General features: G+C 64.0%; 16 protein-coding genes. 8 read left to right on the top strand and 8 right to left on the bottom strand.

Translation table 11 applies throughout. The features are described 5' to 3' along the window. Positions 1 to 37: 37 nt before the first annotated feature. A complete protein-coding gene (pgi, locus tag E0473_RS01175; protein WP_137679038.1) occupies positions 38 to 1,552 on the bottom strand; it encodes a glucose-6-phosphate isomerase in 1,515 nt (504 codons plus the stop codon). Positions 1,553 to 1,704: 152 nt separating this feature from the next. On the opposite strand from pgi, the gene lepB reads away from it, so the two are divergent. From lepB to era, 3 genes are read left to right on the top strand one after another with little or no spacing between them, the layout of a single operon-like run. Then, positions 1,705 to 2,562, top strand: coding sequence for a signal peptidase I (lepB, locus tag E0473_RS01170; protein ID WP_137679037.1), 858 nt, complete (start codon positions 1,705 to 1,707; stop codon positions 2,560 to 2,562). Then, the gene (gene rnc / locus E0473_RS01165; RefSeq protein ID WP_137679999.1) at positions 2,559 to 3,230 is read left to right on the top strand and encodes a ribonuclease III; all 672 of its coding nucleotides are present in this window, start codon (positions 2,559 to 2,561) and stop codon (positions 3,228 to 3,230) included. Before lepB ends, rnc begins: the two co-directional genes overlap by 4 nt. After that, positions 3,227 to 4,132, top strand: coding sequence for a GTPase Era (era, locus tag E0473_RS01160; RefSeq protein ID WP_137679036.1), 906 nt, complete (start codon positions 3,227 to 3,229; stop codon positions 4,130 to 4,132). Before rnc ends, era begins: the two co-directional genes overlap by 4 nt. On the opposite strand, the gene E0473_RS01155 is transcribed toward era, so the two are convergent. From E0473_RS01155 to plsY, 4 genes are all read right to left on the bottom strand, one after another. Continuing rightward, complete coding sequence (locus E0473_RS01155; protein WP_137679035.1) at positions 4,125 to 5,516, bottom strand: MFS transporter; 1,392 nt, start codon at positions 5,514 to 5,516, stop codon at positions 4,125 to 4,127. The two genes, era and E0473_RS01155, sit on opposite strands and share 8 nt — an antisense overlap. Before the next feature lie 289 nt (positions 5,517 to 5,805). Then, entirely contained in the window at positions 5,806 to 8,376 is a 2,571-nt protein-coding gene (gene topA / locus E0473_RS01150) for a type I DNA topoisomerase (RefSeq protein ID WP_137679034.1), read from the bottom strand. A 93-nt stretch (positions 8,377 to 8,469) separates the two neighbouring features. Beyond that, on the bottom strand, positions 8,470 to 9,582 hold the full coding sequence (gene dprA / locus E0473_RS01145) for a DNA-processing protein DprA (RefSeq protein ID WP_137679033.1): 1,113 nt from the start codon (positions 9,580 to 9,582) through the stop codon (positions 8,470 to 8,472). Next, complete coding sequence (gene plsY / locus E0473_RS01140) at positions 9,579 to 10,190, bottom strand: glycerol-3-phosphate 1-O-acyltransferase PlsY (protein ID WP_137679032.1); 612 nt, start codon at positions 10,188 to 10,190, stop codon at positions 9,579 to 9,581. Before plsY ends, dprA begins: the two co-directional genes overlap by 4 nt. Positions 10,191 to 10,303: 113 nt before the next feature. On the opposite strand from plsY, the gene murI reads away from it, so the two are divergent. After that, positions 10,304 to 11,098 carry a glutamate racemase gene (gene murI, locus E0473_RS01135; protein WP_241657277.1) on the top strand — a complete coding sequence of 265 codons (795 nt, stop codon included), beginning with the start codon at positions 10,304 to 10,306 and terminating at the stop codon, positions 11,096 to 11,098. A 106-nt stretch (positions 11,099 to 11,204) separates the two neighbouring features. Continuing rightward, the gene (gene hemA / locus E0473_RS01130) at positions 11,205 to 12,425 is read left to right on the top strand and encodes a 5-aminolevulinate synthase (RefSeq protein WP_137679998.1); all 1,221 of its coding nucleotides are present in this window, start codon (positions 11,205 to 11,207) and stop codon (positions 12,423 to 12,425) included. A gap of 92 nt (positions 12,426 to 12,517) precedes the next feature. Here the strand turns inward: hemA and E0473_RS01125 are convergent, their stop codons facing one another. The 3 genes from E0473_RS01125 to E0473_RS01115 form a co-directional block, all read right to left on the bottom strand. Further along, on the bottom strand, positions 12,518 to 13,582 hold the full coding sequence (locus tag E0473_RS01125) for a choice-of-anchor A family protein (RefSeq protein ID WP_137679030.1): 1,065 nt from the start codon (positions 13,580 to 13,582) through the stop codon (positions 12,518 to 12,520). Between the two features lie 123 nt (positions 13,583 to 13,705). Continuing rightward, on the bottom strand, positions 13,706 to 14,908 hold the full coding sequence (locus tag E0473_RS01120) for a type III PLP-dependent enzyme (RefSeq protein WP_137679029.1): 1,203 nt from the start codon (positions 14,906 to 14,908) through the stop codon (positions 13,706 to 13,708). A 401-nt stretch (positions 14,909 to 15,309) separates the two neighbouring features. Further along, complete coding sequence (locus E0473_RS01115) at positions 15,310 to 16,362, bottom strand: 1,9-bis(guanidino)-5-aza-nonane synthase (RefSeq protein ID WP_137679028.1); 1,053 nt, start codon at positions 16,360 to 16,362, stop codon at positions 15,310 to 15,312. A 134-nt stretch (positions 16,363 to 16,496) separates the two neighbouring features. Between E0473_RS01115 and E0473_RS01110 the strand changes: the two genes are divergently transcribed. From E0473_RS01110 to E0473_RS01100, 3 genes are all read left to right on the top strand, one after another. Beyond that, positions 16,497 to 17,474, top strand: a complete 978-nt coding sequence (locus E0473_RS01110) for a threonine ammonia-lyase (RefSeq protein WP_137679027.1) — start codon at positions 16,497 to 16,499, stop codon at positions 17,472 to 17,474. Positions 17,475 to 17,511: 37 nt separating this feature from the next. After that, positions 17,512 to 17,934, top strand: a complete 423-nt coding sequence (locus E0473_RS01105; protein ID WP_137679026.1) for an MAPEG family protein — start codon at positions 17,512 to 17,514, stop codon at positions 17,932 to 17,934. 93 nt (positions 17,935 to 18,027) lie between these two features. Continuing rightward, positions 18,028 to 18,495: a response regulator gene (locus E0473_RS01100; protein ID WP_161981466.1), complete on the top strand. Its 468-nt coding sequence runs from the start codon at positions 18,028 to 18,030 to the stop codon at positions 18,493 to 18,495. The last annotated feature ends 8 nt before the right edge of the window (positions 18,496 to 18,503 follow it).

The following is an 18,503-nucleotide window of genomic DNA, read 5'->3' as shown; positions in this document are numbered from 1 at the left end:
AAGGCGTGAGAAAGTTGCACACCTCCGCGAAGCGAATTTAAGCGAGGCCCGCCGCCTTCAACAGGGCCTCGGTGCTCGGATCGAACTTTGCGCCGCCGGCCTCGATCTTCTTGGCAATCTCCTTGCCGAGCTCCACGCCGAACTGATCGAACGGATTGATGTCCATCAGCACAGCGGCGGCGAAAACGCGGTGTTCGTGGAAGGCGATCAGCGCGCCGAAACTCTCTGGCGTCACGTCATCGAGCAGGATCGTCGCCGAGGGTCGGTTGCCGGGATAATTGCGATGCGGATCTTCGTTGCTCTTGCCCGCCATCAGCGCCGCGCCTTGCGCAAAGCAATTCATCAGCAGGATATGGTGGTGCGCAGGATCAAGCGCGTCGCCCGGCTCGATACTGGCAATGAAGTCCACCGGGACCAGATTCGTGCCTTGATGCAAAAGCTGGAACACGGCGTGCTGCGCATCGGTGCCCACCCCGCCCCATGTAATCGGCGCGGTAATACCCGCCGGCTCGCCATCCACGGTCACGCTCTTGCCGTTCGATTCCATTTCGAGCTGCTGGAGATAGTCGGGCAGCACCCGCAGCCGCTCATCATAGGCAAACACCGCGCGGGTCTGCGCGTGGAGGATGCGGGCGTGGTGCAGATCGGCAAAGGCGGCGCGCAGCGGAAGATTTTCCCGGCCCTCGGCGCTTTCGAAGTGCCGGTCCATGGCGGCGGCCCCGGCGAGGAACTGCTCGAAGCCCTCCACTCCGATGGCAAGCGCAATCGGAAAGCCGATGCTCGACCACATCGAATAGCGCCCGCCCACACTTGTGGCGAAGGGCAGGATGCGCGTTTCGTCGACGCCCCATTCCACTGCCTTCTCCGGCGCGGCGGTGAGCGCGATCACCCGGCCTGTGGGGTCGTCCACACCGTTGTCGGCCAGCCAGCGCAGCGCGCTCTGGGCGTTGGTCATCGTCTCGATGGTGGTGAAGGTCTTGGAGGCGACCGCAATCAGGGTAGTGGCCGGATCGCACTTGGCGAAGGCCTCTTCCAGCGCTAGCCCGTCAATGTTGGCGACGACGTGAACATCGACCGGCGCATCCTCGCGCGCCAGCGCATCCACCGCCAGCGCCGGGCCGAGCGCAGAACCGCCGATGCCGACATGGATCAGATGGCGCACCTCGCCCAGCACGCCATCGTGGATCGCCTGCACCATCATCAGCATCCGTGCGCGCAGAGCTTCGGCTTCCTCGACGCTGGCGTCCTTGCCGACACCGCGCAGTGCGGAATGTTCGGCGGCGCGCTCCTCGGTGGGGTTAACCACTTCGCCCGCGAACAGCCGCCGGCGCATCTCGTCGAAGTCAGAAGCCTTGGCGAGCGTTTCGAAGCCTTCGATCCGTGCATCGTCGAGGTGCGTCTTCGACCAGTCGAAACGAATGCCGCCGTCGTCCAGCTCTATCCGCCGGGTCAGCTTTTCGACCCGAGCCTCATCCGCCGCGAACAGCTCCGCCAGGGTGGGTTGCGGCAGTTGTTCCAGCGCGGTCCAGCATTCCTCGCGAGTGGTGGTCATGGTGATCTCGGATCCCTTCCTCAATTCTGTTCGGCGGTATGGCTAGGCCCATCGTGGGGTAAAGAAAACCGCAAAAATGTTGCACATGCGAAGGCAATCGAGGCGAACCCCCGCTTGACGGAGCGCCGCGCGGGCAACATGACCGCGCGAAGATGAGCGACACCGACCATATCCGCGAACTGCGCGAGCCCGATTCCACCGGCGCAGCGGCCAGACCTGAGAAGAAACCGGAGGATGCGAAGAGCTTCGCCTGGTTCCTTGTAAAGCTGGTGCTGATCGTGCTGCTGTTCCGCACGCTGGTGTTTACGAGCTTCAACATTCCATCCGAATCGATGATGCCGCGCCTGTTGGTCGGGGACTATCTGTTCGCGGCCAAATGGCCCTACGGCTACTCGCGCCACTCGCTGCCGTTCGATCTTGATGTCGGCGACGGGCGGCTGTTCTCCACCCTGCCCGAACGCGGCGACGTGGCGATCTTCAAGCACCCGATCGACAAGAGCGACTATATCAAGCGCGTGATCGGCCTGCCTGGCGACACGATCCAGATGATGGACGGCGTGCTCTACATCAACGGCGCGGCTGTTCCCAAGGAGCCAGTCGCGAACTTCGTGCTGCCGACCACGGCAGCGCGCGGTTGCGGGCCCGGTCGTGCCCGTTTCACAGTGCGGCAGGCTGACGGCAGCTTCGCCTGCTCGTTCCCGCAGTTCCGCGAGACGCTGCCCAACGGGGTGAGCTACAACGTGCTCGATCTCACCACGGTCGAGGTCGACAACACGCCGCCGATCACCGTTCCCCAAGGCCACCTGCTGATGATGGGCGACAACCGCGACAACTCGCAGGATTCGCGCAAGCCTGCGGTGGCGAACGGCTGGGTCGGCATGGTTCCGGTCGAAAACCTCGTCGGCCGCGCGAGCTTCATGTATTTCTCCACCGATGGCAGCGCCGAATGGCTCAAGCCGTGGACATGGTTCACCGCCGCGCGGTGGAGCAGGATCGGAAAGTCGATATGAGCGAGCTTTCATCCGACACCCGAAAATGGCTGACCGGCGTAGGCTTCACCCTCAACCGGGCTGGCCTGTGGCGCGATGCGCTCACCCACGGCAGCACCGGCGAGGCAGGAAACTACGAGCGGCTCGAATTTCTGGGCGACCGTGTGCTCGGCCTGACCGTGGCCGAGTGGCTTTACGAACGCGACCAGAGCGCCGAGGGCAAGCTCGCCCAGCGGCTCAACGCGCTCGTCTCGCGCAACCAGTGCGCCGCCCGCGCCCGCGCCATCGGAGCGCCCGCTCACATCCGCCTCGGCAAGCAGGCACGCGACGATGGCGCTGCCGACAGCGACAACGTGTTAGGCGACATCATGGAGGCGCTGCTGGGCGCGAATTTCCTCGAAGTCGGCTTTGCGCCCACCCGCGACCTGATCCGCACGATCTGGTCAGAGGCGATGGACGGCGCCGCGGGTCGCTCGAAACATCCCAAAAGCGCGTTGCAGGAATGGGCCGCAGGCAACCAGCGCAAGCCGCCCGAATACGAAGTGGTCAACATCGAGGGGCCTGACCACGCCCGCAAGTTCACAGTGCGCGTGAGCGTACACAAGGTCGGCGCGGTCGAGGCCACTGCCAGCGGCAAGCAAGACGCGCAGACCGAAGCCGCAAGGCTGTTCATGGAGAAATACGGATGAGCGATCAGGCTCCCCAGAAGTGCGGCCTCGTAGCCGTGATCGGCGCGCCAAATGCGGGCAAGTCGACGCTCGTTAATCAGCTGGTTGGCCAGAAGGTCGCCATCACCAGCGCCAAAGCGCAGACCACCCGCGCGCGGATGCTCGGCATTGCACTGCACGACGAGGTGCAGATGATCCTCGTCGACACCCCCGGCATTTTCGCGCCGAAGCGGCGGCTCGATCGGGCGATGGTGTCGGCGGCGTGGGAAGGCGCGGTGGAGGCCGATGCGGTGCTGCTGATTGTCGACCCGGTCAAGCAGCGGCGGCACGAGCTGATCCCGCTGCTCGAGAACCTCAAGGGCCGCCCTGAGCGCAAGTATCTGGTGCTGAACAAGGTCGACGTATCGAAGAAGGAGCCGCTGCTGGCGCTGGCCCAAGAGCTGAACGAGATGGCCGACTTTGCCGAGGTCTTCTTCGTCTCGGCGCTGACCGGCGACGGGGTGCCCGAACTGAAGGCGCATTTGGCCTCACTGATGCCCGAAGGCGTCTGGCACTATCCCGAAGATCAGGTGTCTGACGCGAGCGAGCGGCTGCTGGCCACCGAAGTGACCCGCGAACAGCTTTACCGCCAGTTGCACGAGGAGCTGCCCTACGACAGCGCCGTGCGGCCCGAAAGCTATCAGACCAGGCCCGATGGATCGGTGGAAATCCACCAGCAGATCGTGATCGCGCGTGACAGTCAGAAGGGCATTGTTCTCGGCAAGGGTGGCAGCAAGTTGAAGGCCATCGGCGAGGCTGCGCGGGCCGAACTGGCCGAGATCCTCGGCGTGAAGGTCCACCTGTTCATCCATGTGAAGGTGGACGAGAAGTGGTCAGAAAGCCGCGAGATCTTCGAAGAAATCGGGCTCGACTGGGTCAAGTAGCGGCGCGCGAGGGGAACACGGTGCGATAGCGCGCGAGCGAACAGATCGCCGCCACCACCGCCAGCGCACATGCCGCATAGAGCGGGACGGGGCTTTGGCCGAAACCGGCCTGAAGCAGGATACCGACGAGTACCGCGGCCAGGGTCTGCCCGAACAGGCGCGAGGTGCTGAGCAGTCCGCCCGCTGCCGCTGCCCGCTCGCGCGGGGCGCGCCCGATCATCAGGCGCGAATTGGGGCTGAAAAACAGGCCGAATCCCACCGCCGTGAACGAGAGGCGCCAGCAGATGCCGAATATTCCCGGCTCGTCGCCCATCGTGGCCAGCAACAGCAGGCCAATGATCGCAATGGCCATGCCCGCAACGCCAAGCTTCGTCGGCGCCACCCGGTCAGACACCCAGCCCGCCACCGGCGAGACCACCAGCATGGTGAGCGGGAACGGCAGCAACAGCGTGCCCACGACCTGCGGATCGTAGCCCATGCCGGTCTCAAGCCGGAACGGCAGCGACAGCATCAGCGCGCCCGACGATACGAAGCAAGCCATCGCCGCCAGCGCGGAAAGCCCGATCACGGGCCTTGCCAACAGGTCAACCGGCAGAACCGGCGTTGCGCGCTGGCGTTCACGGCGCACCAGCATCGCGGTGGACACGATGCCAGCGGCAATTACTGCGATGCCGACCACCACGCTCCCATGCGTTCCCAATTGCAGCCCGCCCACCAGCAGCAACATCGATAGCGCGCTCCATACGCCCGAGACCAGCTCGCTGCGCCGGTTAAGGCGAACCGGCTCCGGCAGGGCCCGTCCGATTATCAGCGATACGATGGCAAATGGCACGGCGACCACGAACACCAGATGCCAATCGGTGTGGCCGACGATGTAACCGCCCAAGGTCGGCGCTAACGCCGCCGAGCTGGCCACGATTACCGAGTTGACGCCCAGCCCAGTGCCGAGTTTGGTCGACGGATAAATCTGCCGCAACATCGCTGCCGAAACGCTCAGCGCCATCGCCGCGCCCACCGCTTGCGCACCGCGCAATACGAGCAGCAGCACGAAGTTGTCGGCGAAATAGCATAGCCCCGAGGCGACCATGAACACGCCCTGCCCATACTGATAAAGCGTACGGTGGCCGAGCCTGTCCCCAAGCGAGGAGAACGGCAGCAGCAACATGACCAGGACGAGCTGATAAACGGTGATAACATTGGTCACCAACGCGCTGGAAACACCCAGATCGCGAGCGATGGTCGGCAGCGCCACAGTGGGGATTGCCCCGTCGATCACCAGCAGGCTGGTGCCCAGGCTGATGGCGACAATCGCCCAGATCCGGCGCGGAAGCGGCAGTCCGTCTTCGCTGGCTGCGGCCTCGCGGGCGCGTGCGACTGAGCTCATTTGATCCATCCGCCCCACTTGTGTGCAACTGCGAAGAAAGGCAAGCTGATCGCCAATTGTTCTTTTCGCACCTGAACTTTACAAAGTTGACACACTGCCGCGCCCACAACCTTGGAAAAAGCCCAAGGTTCCCCCTACTTACGGCGGCCTGTCAACTTGACGCCGCAGCGAGGCATAATGCGCTTCAAGCGCTTTGTGTTAAGCGGGGCAATGCTCAAGGGCGGCAGCGGCTTCCACGTGGCGCTTGTGACACATGCACGCCGCTGTAGAAGACCATCGCGCCGGCGCGTTAGTCTCCCGCAGCGGGCTTCTTCGCCGCAGCCTTCTTCTTTGCGGGCGCCTTCTTCTTGGCAGGGGCCTTCTTCTTTGCCGGCGCCTTGCGCTTTTTCGCCGGACCCTTCGCCGCCTTCTCGGTGATCAGCGTGACCGCCTGTTCCTCGGTGAGGTCTTCGGGCTTGATGTCCTTGGGAATGGTCGCATTGGTCGTGCCATCAGTGACATAGGGGCCATAGCGGCCGGGCATCACCTTCATCTCGCCGCCGCTTTCGGGATGCGCGCCGAACGTTTTGACCGGCTCGGCCTTGGCCCGGCCACCACCGCCCTTGCGATTGGCAGCCTCGGCCAGCAGCGTGACCGCCGCGTTCATGCCGGTCTCGAACACGTCGCGGGTACCCGAGAGCTTGGCATACTTGCCATCATGCCTGAGGTATGGCCCGTAACGCCCTATCGCAGCTTCGATATCCAAACCCGTCTCGGGGTGCTTGCCGATGATGCGCGGCAAGGCCAGCAGCTTCAGCGCCCAGTCGAGATCGAAATCGTCGAGATCCTTGGGGATGCTCGCGCGCTTGGCGTCCTTGCCCTCGCCGATCTGCACATAGGGACCGAACCGCCCGGTCTTGCGCTCGACCGGCAGGCCGGTCTCGGGGTCGGTGCCCATGCTTTCGTCTTCGGAGCCGTCACCCTCGCCGGGCTGGCCGAACTTGCGGCGAAAGTTGCACTCGGGGTAGTTCACGCAGCCGATGAAGGCGCCGAACCGCCCCCCGCGCAGATGCAGTTCGCCCCCGTCGCGGCCCTCTTCGGCGCACTTCGGGCACCAGCGCGGCGGGTTGCCGTCATCACGCTTGGGGAACAGATAGTCTTCGAGGAAAACGTCGAGCGCCTCGGTCACTTCCGAGGGCTGCTGCTCCATCACCTCGTCGGACTTGGGCTTGAAGTCCTTCCAGAAGTTTTCGAGCAGCGCCTTGTATTCGGCGCGGCCACCCGAAACCTCGTCCAGCTCATCCTCCATCCCAGCGGTGAAGTCATAAGCGACATAGGTGGGGAAGAAGCGTTCGAGAAATGCTGTCAGAAGGCGGCCCGAATCCTCGGCAAAGAAACGGTTTTTCTCCATCCGCACATAGGCACGATCGCGCAGCGTCTGGATGGTCGAGGCATAGGTTGACGGACGGCCAATGCCCAGTTCCTCCAACCGCTTGACGAGGCTCGCCTCGGAGAAGCGCGGCGGCGGCTGGGTGAAGTGCTGCGTGGCATCGACGCCCTTTTTGGCCGGAAGGTCGCCTTGGCGCAGCGCCGGCAGCAGGCCGTCGTCATCGTCCTCGTTCTTCTCGTCAAAACTTTCCGAATAGACCGCGAGATAACCGGGGAACTTGACCACCTGGCCGGTCGCACGCAGCTCGTGCTGTCCGGTCGCTTCGCGCAGGGTGACGCTGGTGCGCTCAAGCTGCGCGGTCGCCATCTGGCTGGCCATGGCGCGCTTGAAGATGAGATCATAGAGCTTGCCCTCGTCGCCCGAGGCGGCGCGGTCGCGGGTGAAGTCGGTCGGGCGGATCGCTTCGTGCGCTTCCTGCGCGTTCTTGGCCTTGGTCGAGTAGAAGCGCGGTTTTTCAGGCAGGTACGCACTATCGTAACGGTCGCCAATGGCGTGGCGGCAGGCGTCGATGGCGCTAGGGTCCATCTGCACACCGTCGGTACGCATGTAGGTGATCGCTCCCGCCTCGTACAGCGACTGGGCGCAGCGCATCGTGTGGCTGGCCGAGAACCCGAGCTTTCGCGCGGCTTCCTGCTGCAAGGTGGAAGTGGTGAACGGCGGCGCAGGGTTGCGCTTGAGCGGCTTGGTCTCGACCTCCTCGACAGTGAAACGCCCGGCCTCGACCGCCGCCTTTGCCGCCTCGGCGCTGGTGCCGTTCCCGAGCGACATTTTATCAAGCTTCTTGCCGTCGAACTTGACCAGGCGCGCGTCGAACTGGCTGCCATCATGCTCCATATGGGCGACGATCGACCAGTATTCCTCGGGCTTGAACGCCTCGATTTCGCGCTCGCGCTCGCAAATCAGCCGCAGCGCGACAGACTGGACGCGGCCCGCGCTCTTGGCGCCGGGCAGCTTGCGCCACAGCACCGGCGAAAGGGTGAAGCCGAACAGATAATCGAGCGCGCGGCGGGCGAGATAGGCGTCGATCAGATCCTGATCGAGATCGCGCGGTTTCTCCATCGCGCTGGTGACGGCCGGCTTGGTGATCGCGTTGAAGGTCACGCGGCTCACATTGGTGGGCAGCGCCTTCTTGCGCTTGAGCAGGTCCATTACGTGCCAGCTGATCGCCTCGCCCTCGCGGTCAGGGTCGGTGGCGAGGATCAGGCGGTCGGCCTTCTTGGCCGCGTCGGCAATGGCTTTCACCTGATCGCGGTTGCGCTTGTCGGCGTAGACCTCCCAATCCATCGCGAAATCTTCATCCGGGCGAACCGAGCCGTCTTTCGGCGGCAGATCGCGCACGTGCCCGTATGAGGCGAGGACCTTGTAATCCTTGCCGAGGTACTTCTCGATGGTCTTCGCCTTCGCGGGCGATTCTACGATAACTAGCTGCATGGAGAAAACCGTAAGTCCCTTACACGTGTACGTACGCGCGAGGGTGGTGCGGCTAGCGGCCTCGCGTCAAGCCAGCAGTTAGCGAGGCTTGCCTCATCCGGCCAGAGAGACTTTTGCCCCGGCATGGCGCGCAAGGTGCCCCGCAATCTCCAGTTCAAGCAGCGCCATATGCACCGCGCCGGGGCTGGAGCCGGTCTGGCGGATCAGTTCGTCGATGGCGACGGGGGCGGTGCTGAGCAGGTCGACCAGGTCGGGGGCTGGCATCTCGTCATCCGGTGCGGCGGCAAAGTCCGGCTCGGGCTCGCGCACGTGGGAGCGGGGTTTGCCGTCGAACCCGGAGAGCAGTTCGATCACGTCTGCGGCGCTTTGCACGAGGATCGCGCCCTCGCGGATCAGCTGGTTGCACCCGTGGCTGCGTGCGTCGAGCGGCGAGCCTGGGATCGCCATCACCTCGCGCCCCGCCTCACCCGCAAGCCGCGCGGTGATCAGCGAGCCCGACTTGGGCGCCGCCTCTACCACCAGCGTTCCGGCGGCGATACCGGCGATGATACGGTTGCGCGAGGGGAAGTGGCTGCCGCGCGGCTCGGTGCCGGGGCGTTGTTCTGCCAACAGCAGCCCCTCGTTAGCGATCTGTTCCTGCAACTTCGCGTGCTGCGGCGGATAGGCGATGTCGATCCCGCTGGCGATCACGCCGATGGTGGCGGGCATGGCGCCCTCGTGGCAGGCCCCATCGATCCCGCGCGCCAGCCCGGATACGACGACATACCCCTCCCCCGCCAGCTCGTGCGCCAGATCGCGCGCCAGCTTCACCGCCGCCGCCGAGGCGTTGCGCGCACCCACCATCGCCACCGCCGGACGGTGCGCGAGCGACGCATCACCGCGCGCGGTGAGGATCGGCGGAGCGCTCTCCAGTTCGGCCAGCAGCGGGGGATAATCGGCGCTGTCGTGAAAAAGGTAGCGCGCGCCCGCCGCCCGCGCAGCCTCGATCTCGGCGCTCACCGCGGTGCGAGCCGCCACCCGGTACGACTTTTTGAGGCCCCGCGCGGCAAGGTCCGGCAGAGCTTCCAGCGCGGCCTCGGCATTGCCGTAGCGGGCCAGCAGCTGGCGATAGGAAACCGGGCCGACATTGGCCGAGCGCAGCAGGCGGATACGGGCATAGGCCTCGGCCTGCGAGAGCGCGGGTGACGCAGGCCGCCCCTCGCTCACTTTCTGCCGCCGACCTTCGGTTCAGTTCCAGCTTTGATGCGGGCAATGTTCGCGCGGTGAAGCCAGATCACCAACACGCCAATCAGCGCCAACACCGGCACGAAGCGATCATAGCCCAGCAGCGCCGCCGCCAGCACCGCGGCCAGCACAGCGCCCATTCCCGCGACCGAGCTGATCCGCACGGTAGCCAGCAGCCCCAGCCACACCAGCGCATAGGCCAGCCCGACCGGCCATCCGATGCCGAAGGCAACCCCGGCGTTGGTCGCCACGCCCTTTCCGCCCTTGAACTTCAGCCAGACGGGAAAGCAATGTCCGAGCACGGCACCCAGCGCCGCCAACGGCACGGGGCCGAAAGCACCGGCAGGAAGAGAGGCATTTTCGCCAAACAGCGCGCGCGCGATCAGCACCGGGGCCAGCCCCTTGGCCAGATCGAGCAGCAGCGTGCCCGCCGCCAGCCCCTTGGAGCCGGTGCGCAGCACATTGGTCGCGCCGATATTGCCGCTGCCGATCTGCCGAATGTCGCCCTTGCCCGCCGCCATGGCGAGCAGCAGCCCGAACGGAATCGAGCCGAAAGCATATCCCAGCAGCAATGAGAGCACTTGTTCCACACCAACTCCGTTCGGGCCGCGCTTGTCGAACCCCCGCGCAACGTCTTATGCGCTGCGCTAGAAGAAAATGCAGTCCTTCGACAAGATCAGGACGGTCGGTTTTGGATAAAAGCGTGCACGACAGCTCCCCCATTCTCATGTTCGACTCGGGCGTCGGCGGGCTTACCGTGCTTGCCGAAACGCGCGCGCTGCTGCCCGGAGCGCACTATATCTACGTCGCCGACAGCGCCGCCCTGCCCTATGGCGACAAAAGCGAGGCCGAAATCGCCGCGCGCGTATGCGGGTTGCTGGGGCGACTCGCGGAACGCTATCACCCGCGCCTGATCTGCATCGCGTGCAACACCGCCTCGACCATTGCGCTGGGCATGGTGCGCGAAGTGCTCGAAACGCCGATTGTCGGCACCGTGCCCGCGATCAAACCCGCCGCCGAAACCACGCAGAGCGGGGTTATCGGCTTGCTCGGCACAGCGGCTACAGTCCGCCAGCCCTATGTCGATCAACTCGAAGCGCAGTTTGCCACAGGCAAGACGCTCCTGCGCCATGCCGCGCCCGAACTTGTCGTCGCCGCCGAGCGAAAGCTGCGCGGCGAACAGCCCGACTCGGCGGCCATCGCCGCAGCCGTTGCGGGGCTGCGCAGCCAACCAGGCGGCGAGCGGATCGATACGGTGGTGCTCGCCTGCACCCATTTCCCGCTGCTGACCGAGGAACTGGCGAAAGAATTCGGGGCGGACGTAGCGTTTATTGATGGAGCGCAAGGAATCGCTCGCCGCATCGCCTATCTCACACGCTGTCAGGCCTTCACGCGGCCTGACAGCGATCTTGCAATCATTACAGGTGACGCCAGCCATGACACCGCGCTCCATCGGGCTCTCCAGCATTACGGAATTGGCAGAATTGCGAGGTTGTAATGAGAACCCTTCGCAAACATCGCCCTTTCAAAATAACGCTGTGTTGACTAATTCCGCGCATGAGGATTGCCGCAGCCAAGCGCGCGGCGCAGATCGGACCGGTACGCTGAACTACAATCATATCTTCGACCAGGCGATTGACCGTCTCCACGGCGAGGGTCGCTATCGCGTCTTCATCGACATCCTGCGCAACAAGGGTGCCTTTCCCAATGCGCGCTGTTTTGCCGGGCACAACGGCCCCAAGCCGATCACCGTATGGTGCTCGAACGACTATCTTGCGATGGGCCAGCACCCCAAGGTCGTCGCCGCCATGGAAGAGGCGCTGCACGATGTCGGCGCAGGCTCGGGCGGCACGCGCAATATCGGCGGCAACACCCACTACCATATCGAGCTTGAGCGCGAACTGGCCGATCTGCACGGCAAGGAAGGCGCGCTGCTGTTCACCTCGGGCTATGTCTCGAACGACGCAACGCTCTCCACACTGGGCAAGTTGCTGCCCGGCTGCGTGATCTTTTCCGACGAATTGAACCACGCCAGCATGATCGCAGGGATCCGCAATTCGGGCTGCGAAAAGCGCATCTGGCGGCACAACGATGTCGCTCACCTGGAAGAGCTGCTGGCCGCCGAATCGCCCGACGTGCCCAAGCTGATCGCTTTCGAAAGCGTCTATTCGATGGACGGCGACGTGGCCCCGATCCACGCCATCTGCGATCTGGCCGAGAAATACGGCGCCCTCACCTATATCGACGAGGTCCACGCGGTAGGCATGTACGGCAACCGCGGCGGCGGCATTTCGGAGCGTGACGAAGCCGCGCACCGGATCGACATCATCGAGGGTACGCTGGGCAAGGCCTTTGGCGTAATGGGCGGCTATATCGCTGCTGACACGCGCATTATCGACTGCATCCGCTCCTACGCCCCCGGCTTCATCTTCACTACCTCGATCAGTCCAGTGCTGGCGGCCGGTGTGCTCGCTTCGGTGAAGCACCTCAAGCAATCGAGCGCCGAGCGCGATGGCCAGCAGGCCGCCGCCGCACTGCTGAAGGCAAAGTTCCGCAATGCCGGGCTGCCGGTGATGGATTCGACCACGCACATCGTTCCGCTGATGGTCGGCGATCCGGTGCGGGCGAAGAAGATTTCCGACATCCTGCTCGCTGAATACGGCGTCTATGTGCAGCCGATCAATTTCCCGACTGTGCCGCGCGGCACGGAGCGGCTGCGGTTCACTCCCGGCCCCTCGCACACCGCGGTAATGATGGACGAGCTGACCACGGCGCTGGTCGAGATCTGGGATCGGCTCGAATTGCAACTGCGCGTCGCCGCCTGACAGCCGGGCAGTCTTGCGCCGGATATTCGGCAAACAAAAGGGGCGACCTCCTGCTGGAGGCCGCCCCTTTTGCTTGATGCCACTCTAAACGCTCAGGCTTTCTGTCGACGCCGACGGCGCATGAAAAACAGACCCGCAAGCGCCGCCCCGAATAGCCCCAGAACGCCCGGCTCGGGCACTGGCGTGCCACCGCTCGACGAGGACGAACCACCCGGAGGCGTGCCCGGATTGCTCGGCGGAGTGTAGCCGCCCTTATAGGTACCCACGTGCATTTCGCCGTTCTGTGTCAGGCTGCCGAACACGGCGGAGCCTTCGATATAGTTGGCCGTCTTCGCCTTGGCCTTGGGTGCGAGCACCGAGCCGCCGAACGCTGTGGTGAACTCGAGATCGGTGGCATCCGGGAAGTTCCAGATCACGTTCTCGCCCAGCTCCTGCGTGCCGCCGAGGAAGTTGTCGTTCAGCACAGCCGACGAGCCAGTGACGTTGACCACCACCGTCTCGGCCCCGTTGCGCTTGAAGTCGATCTCGCCAATCGCGGCAAGGTCGGCCGCATCGATCGTGAACACCGCCAGCCCGTCGGCATCGGGGGTCGCATTGAAGATGCCCCGGTTGCCCGAAATCTGCATCGTGCTGTTTCCGGAAAGCCCCTTAAGGTCCTGCGACAGGTTGAGCATACTGCTCTCAAGCAAGCTCGCATCCTGTTTAAGGTTCTGCACGAAGCCAGGATCGCTCGCACCGATGCCGCTGGTGACGACGTTGCTGTTGATGTTGGTGTTCGACAGCGTGCCGCCCACCTGCACGGTCTGCTGGCCGTTAAGGTTGAACCCGCTTTCGACATTGCCGCCGACGATCGCGCCTGACCCGTTGTTGAGGTTCTTGTGCCCGCCGGTCACATTCCCGACCACGATCAGCCCGGGCTGGCCGTTCGGCGAGGCCTCGTCGGGCATGATGTTGTAGTTCGACGAATTGCCGCTGAGGTTCCCGCCAACGAAGGTGCGGCCCTCGACCTCTGACGAGGAGGTGAGATCGCCAAGAACCACGAGGTTCCATTCGCGCAGCACATCGGTGCCAACGGGCACATCCGCCAGCGCGGCGGTCGAACACATCACTGCACCGGCGATCAGGGCCGAGGTGGCAAGGCACTTGTTACGAATCATGCTAACTCCAGCAACAACGTTTCGCCTGCGCGTAAAACGCAGGTCGCTCGCGGCTAAGCGGACAAATAATATCGTCCCATAACGGTAAGCTATTTTTGAATTGCTTACGCTGGCCCTCCGGACTCAGCGCAGGCTCACCACGTTGTCGGAGACCCGCTCGTCCTTGCGGCCGAGGTAAAGGCTTGCCATCGGCTCGTCGTCGACCACCGAGGCTTCCACCGCGCCAAAGCCGTTGAACCCGGTCTTCATGGCCGCACCATAAGCGCCGAGCATCCCGATCTCGATGAAGTCGCCCGACTGGATATCCTCCGGCAGAAGGAACGGGCCTTTCATGAAGTCGGCATCGTCGCAGGTGGGGCCATAGAAGGCAAACTCGGCGAGCGGCTGAGTGAGGTCGTCCTCCAGCGCACGCACCGGGAAGCGCCAGGCCACATGCGCGGCATCGAACAGCGCGCCATAGGCGCCGTCGTTAATGAACAGCTCGTCGCCGCGGCGCTTCTCCACCTTGACGATGATCGACGAATATTCGGCACACAGCGCGCGGCCCGGTTCGCCCCACAGCTCTGCCGAATAGGAAATCGGCAGCGCCTCGAAATGGCGATGGATGAGCGCGAAGTAGTCCTCCAGCGGGGGCGGCTCCATGCCCGGGTAGGACGAGGGGAACCCGCCGCCGACATCGATAATGTCGACGGTCACCGCAGCCTCGGCAATCGCCGCGCGCACGCGTTCGAGCGCCTGGACATAGGCAAACGGCGTCATCGCCTGGCTGCCCACGTGGAAGCAGATGCCCAGCGCGTCGCAATGCTGGCGGGTGGCCTGCAGCAGCGGCGCGGCATCGACGAGATCGACCCCGAACTTGGCCGCCAGCGACAGCTCCGAATGCTCGGACGAGACGCGCAGACGGACCAGCAGACGCAGGTCTTCAGCTGCCTTGCCGTTCTCATCAGTTGTGGCCTTCACCACCTTGCCCAGCTCTTCGATGGTATCGAGGCTGAAGGTACGCACGCCGTGGGTGAAATAGGCCTCGCGCACGGCGCTCGCGGTCTTCACCGGGTGCATGAAGCACAGCTCGGCCTGCGGCAGCACGGCGCGCACCATGCGCACCTCGCCAATCGAGGCGACGTCGTAATGGGTGACGCCGTTCTCCCACAGGATGCGGATAAGATCTGGCGAGGGATTCGCCTTTACCGCATACATCGCGGTGCCGGGGAAGTTCTCGACAAAGAAACGCGCCGCCCGCGCAGCCGCCTTGGGCCGCGTCAGAATGACGGGTTCGTCCGGCGAAAGGGCCTGGACTACAGCTCGTGCGTCAGGAAAATGGTGCAATTCAAGGGACCCCCTAAGGCTCTAAACCGACAAGAAGCTGCCTTGCGGTGGGAATCCCTTGGGGCAGCGGAAGCGCGCATATAGTCCGCACAGAATGAACTGCAAGTGAAAATGGGCGGCTAAAACCGCACCTGTGGCGCTGTTTCCACAAAACCTCTCTCGCAGTCGTCGAGACGATGGAATCTGCCTCCGATAACCCAGGTATTCCGGCGAAGAAATCCGCCGGAAATGTCTCCCGCCCGGTGCTGGACCGGGCAACCGCTGCATAGCGCGTCAAGCGCGGCAGCTTGCTTGCCTTCTATAACAGAAAGCTCGCGCCGAGGTTCCTGAAACCTGGCGATCGCCGGGCTGGCAACGTGCCTAAAAGAGGCACGCAGCCAACCCGGCCCATGGCGCAAAGCTTACTGATCGAAAAGCTTGGCCCAGCGGCGCGGCTCGCGCTTCTTCCAGTGCTCGCGGTGGTAGGCATCGGACGCCAGCAGCGGCATCACCGAACCGGCCTCGGCAAACACCATCTGCTCGATCGCGGTGTTCACCTTGCCCCAGCTCGCCGCTTCCTGCAGGGTCGAGGACGAGCAGGCACCGTCGCGCACGTCGGCCACCGTCACCTGCACCGCATACTTGTGCACGTCGACATCCTCGTGGCCGAGGATTTCGGCGCAGACCACGGTATCCTGAATGAAGTTTTTGGGCACGCCGCCGCCCACCATCAGCAGGCCCGAAACGCCCGCTTCGATCTTAATCTGGGTCAGCTCCCGGAAGTCGGCAATCGCGTCGAGCACCATGTAGGGCTTGCCGGCCTTAGCAGCGTCGACCTGATGCTTGACCAGGCCGAACCCGGCGGAGCTATCGACGAAGGCCGGGCAGAAGATCGGCACGTCGTTCTCGTAGGCGAGCTTGACGAGGCTGTTTTCCTTCTTGCCGTGCTTCACGAGATATTTGCCCATCTCGCGGATGAAGGCGCGGCTCGAATAGGCCTTCGGCTCCAGCGATTCGGCGATCTCGAAGATCGTGTGGTCGACGTTCTGAAGGTCGTCCTCGTCGATGTAGGTGTCGTAGATGCGGTCGATGTAGAGCGAGCGCAGCGTGTCGTCGTCCGGCACTTCGAGCGCTTGATAGTGCTTGTGGCCCAGCCCCTCGAAGAAATCCATGTCGACGATGGTGGCGCCGGTGGCGACCACGGCGTCGACCATGTTGTTGCGCACCAGCTCGGCATAGAGGTCCATGCAGCCGCCCGCGCTGGTCGAACCGGCGATGACGAGGAACACGGTGCAGTCCTTGTCCGACAGCATATCGTTATAAATGCCGGTGGCGCGCGCGAGGTCGCGGCTGGTGAAGCTCATCTTGCCCATGGCGTCGATGATCGGACGCGCATCGAAGCTGGTGATGTCGATGTGCTCGACCTGAGTCGACAGCAGCTCGGCCTTGCGGTTGCTCTTGAGGGGATCGTTCATGAGGAGAAGACTCCGGAAGGGTGTGTAGGTCGGGCCCGCAGATAGCCGCGTTCGCGCGAGGGATAAAGGTCTGAACGCAGATGCAGCATCCAACCGGGTGGCGGCGCGCATTTTCAGGTGCCATAGCCCGCCGCATGACCAAGCCAGCACTCCGCAGCCCCACCCGCGAAGGCGTGCTTGCAGCCGCCCGCAAAGTCGCCGCCATCCTGCCGCCGACGCCGCTGCTCCCTTTGCGCATTGACGGCCAGCAAGTCTGGATCAAGGCCGAGTGCCTGCAACCGGTGGGCGCTTTCAAGATACGCGGGGCCTGGCACCGGCTCTCCGCTTTGAGCGACAAGGAACGCGCGGCAGGCGTGGTGGCTGTGTCGAGCGGCAACCATGCGCAGGGCGTCGCCTGGGCCGCGCACAGGCTGGGCATGGCCGCAACCATCGTTATGCCCGCCGACGCGCCGCCGATCAAACTGGCGCGCACCCGCGAACTTGGCGCACAGGTGGTCACTTACGACCGCCTCAAGGAAAACCGCGAGGAGATCGCGCAGGCCATCGCCGCAGAGAAAGGCGCGACCTATTGCCATGCCTTCGCCGATCCCTGGGTGATCGAGGGTCAAGGCAGCGCCGGGATCGAGATCGTCGAGCAACTCGCCGCCCGTAGTGCGCCACCGGTCGACCGCATCATCGCCTGTTGCGGCGGAGGCGGACTCACCGCCGGGCTGGCGCTGGCCTGCCCCGAGGCCGAGGTGATTCCGGTGGAACCCGAGGGGTGGGACGATGTGTGCCGCTCGCTCGAAGCGGGGGAGATCTGCCGCGTGTCGGACGCCCCTCCCCCGACCGCCTGCGATGCTTTGCAGACGCTCGCCACCAGCCCGCTGAACTTCGCCGTGCTGCAACAGCGCTGCGCGTTCGGCCTGCGAGTCAGCGAAGCCGAGGTGCAGGACGCGCAGCGCTTCGCCTTCGAGCGCCTGCGGCTGGTGCTCGAACCCGGCGGTGCGGTGGCTTTGGCCGCAGCTATGACCGGTAAGGCGCAACTAGGGGGAACTACGGTGATCTTGGCCAGCGGTGGCAATGTGGACCCCGGCCAGTTCGCGCGTGTGCTGGAGGCAAGGACGCGCTAGGCAGAACAAAACAAGGCGCCACAGGAGAGTTCCAACGATGCAAACCCAGATTCTTGTTCCGGCGGCGGTGCTGATCATATGGTCGTTGGTGATGCTGTTGTGGATGGGTGCCGCACGCTTTCCAGCTATGGCGCGCGCAGGAATCCGGCTTCAGGAACGCACGGGCGGCCGTGGGCAGGACCTTGAAGGCGTGCTTGAGCCTTCGGTAAACTGGAAGGCTCACAATTACGCGCACCTGATGGAGCAGCCGACGCTGTTCTACGCTTGCGTTCTGATCCTTGCGCTGGTCGGCTATTCCCCGCTCGTGCTTGTTGCTGCCTGGCTCTATGTCACGCTTCGGATCGCGCATTCGCTGTGGCAGGCGTTGGTCAACACCATTCCGGTCCGCTTCACCTTGTTCATGCTCAGCTCGTTCGTTTTGCTGTTCATGGCCGTCAACGCACTGGTGGAGGCTCTGTAGCCTATGTATAACTGCGTATCTTTTCGCTAACGCCGCAATATCCTTTCGCGCTCAATCATTGCGATGGCGAACTATATCAGAGGGATGACGACGATGGCGCAGATTCTCCTCGTCGATGCGAGCGGGCTAGCAGCGGAACACGCAACGCAGGTGATGATAGCTGCCGGGCATAGCTGCGGCTGGGTGCCCAGCGCAGAAGAGGCGATGCGCATCCTGAACCGCCATCGCCCCGACTTGCTGCTGCTTGAAGACAGGTTGCCCGGCCAAAGCGGTATCGGCCTGCTGACGGACCTGAGAGACTCGCGCGCGTTTCGTGATTTGCCGGTCATCATGTTGACGACCACATACGAGTTTCGCGCAGAGCAGATGGCCCGGCGAATCGGCGCGCAGGATTACATCCACAAGCCGTTCACTCCCTCTATGCTGCAGTTCCGCGTGCGGCGCGTTCTGGAGATGCATCGCACCCATCCGCGCTATCGCTCCGGCGCGGGAAGGCCTGAATTCGGGGCCATCCCGGCACACAAGCTCGATGCCTACCCCAAGCCGACCCGCGTCGGCTGACAGCCGGC

It is taken from the genome of Aurantiacibacter suaedae, assembly GCF_005434915.1.
Taxonomy (GTDB): domain Bacteria; phylum Pseudomonadota; class Alphaproteobacteria; order Sphingomonadales; family Sphingomonadaceae; genus Alteraurantiacibacter; species Alteraurantiacibacter suaedae.
Note: the sequence above shows the minus strand (reverse complement) of the source record. Positions and strands in the feature narration are given on the sequence as shown.

Coding starts and splice junctions, on each gene's coding strand:
- E0473_RS01155 (WP_137679035.1), bottom strand. CDS start 5,516: ATGAGCTCAGTCGCACGCGCCCGCGAGGCCGCAGCCAGCGAAGACGGA.
- topA (WP_137679034.1), bottom strand. CDS start 8,376: ATGCAGCTAGTTATCGTAGAATCGCCCGCGAAGGCGAAGACCATCGAG.
- rnc (WP_137679999.1), top strand. CDS start 2,559: ATGAGCGAGCTTTCATCCGACACCCGAAAATGGCTGACCGGCGTAGGC.
- pgi (WP_137679038.1), bottom strand. CDS start 1,552: ATGACCACCACTCGCGAGGAATGCTGGACCGCGCTGGAACAACTGCCG.
- E0473_RS01110 (WP_137679027.1), top strand. CDS start 16,497: ATGACCAAGCCAGCACTCCGCAGCCCCACCCGCGAAGGCGTGCTTGCA.
- E0473_RS01125 (WP_137679030.1), bottom strand. CDS start 13,582: ATGATTCGTAACAAGTGCCTTGCCACCTCGGCCCTGATCGCCGGTGCA.
- E0473_RS01115 (WP_137679028.1), bottom strand. CDS start 16,362: ATGAACGATCCCCTCAAGAGCAACCGCAAGGCCGAGCTGCTGTCGACT.
- E0473_RS01100 (WP_161981466.1), top strand. CDS start 18,028: ATGGCGCAGATTCTCCTCGTCGATGCGAGCGGGCTAGCAGCGGAACAC.
- E0473_RS01105 (WP_137679026.1), top strand. CDS start 17,512: ATGCAAACCCAGATTCTTGTTCCGGCGGCGGTGCTGATCATATGGTCG.
- lepB (WP_137679037.1), top strand. CDS start 1,705: ATGAGCGACACCGACCATATCCGCGAACTGCGCGAGCCCGATTCCACC.
- era (WP_137679036.1), top strand. CDS start 3,227: ATGAGCGATCAGGCTCCCCAGAAGTGCGGCCTCGTAGCCGTGATCGGC.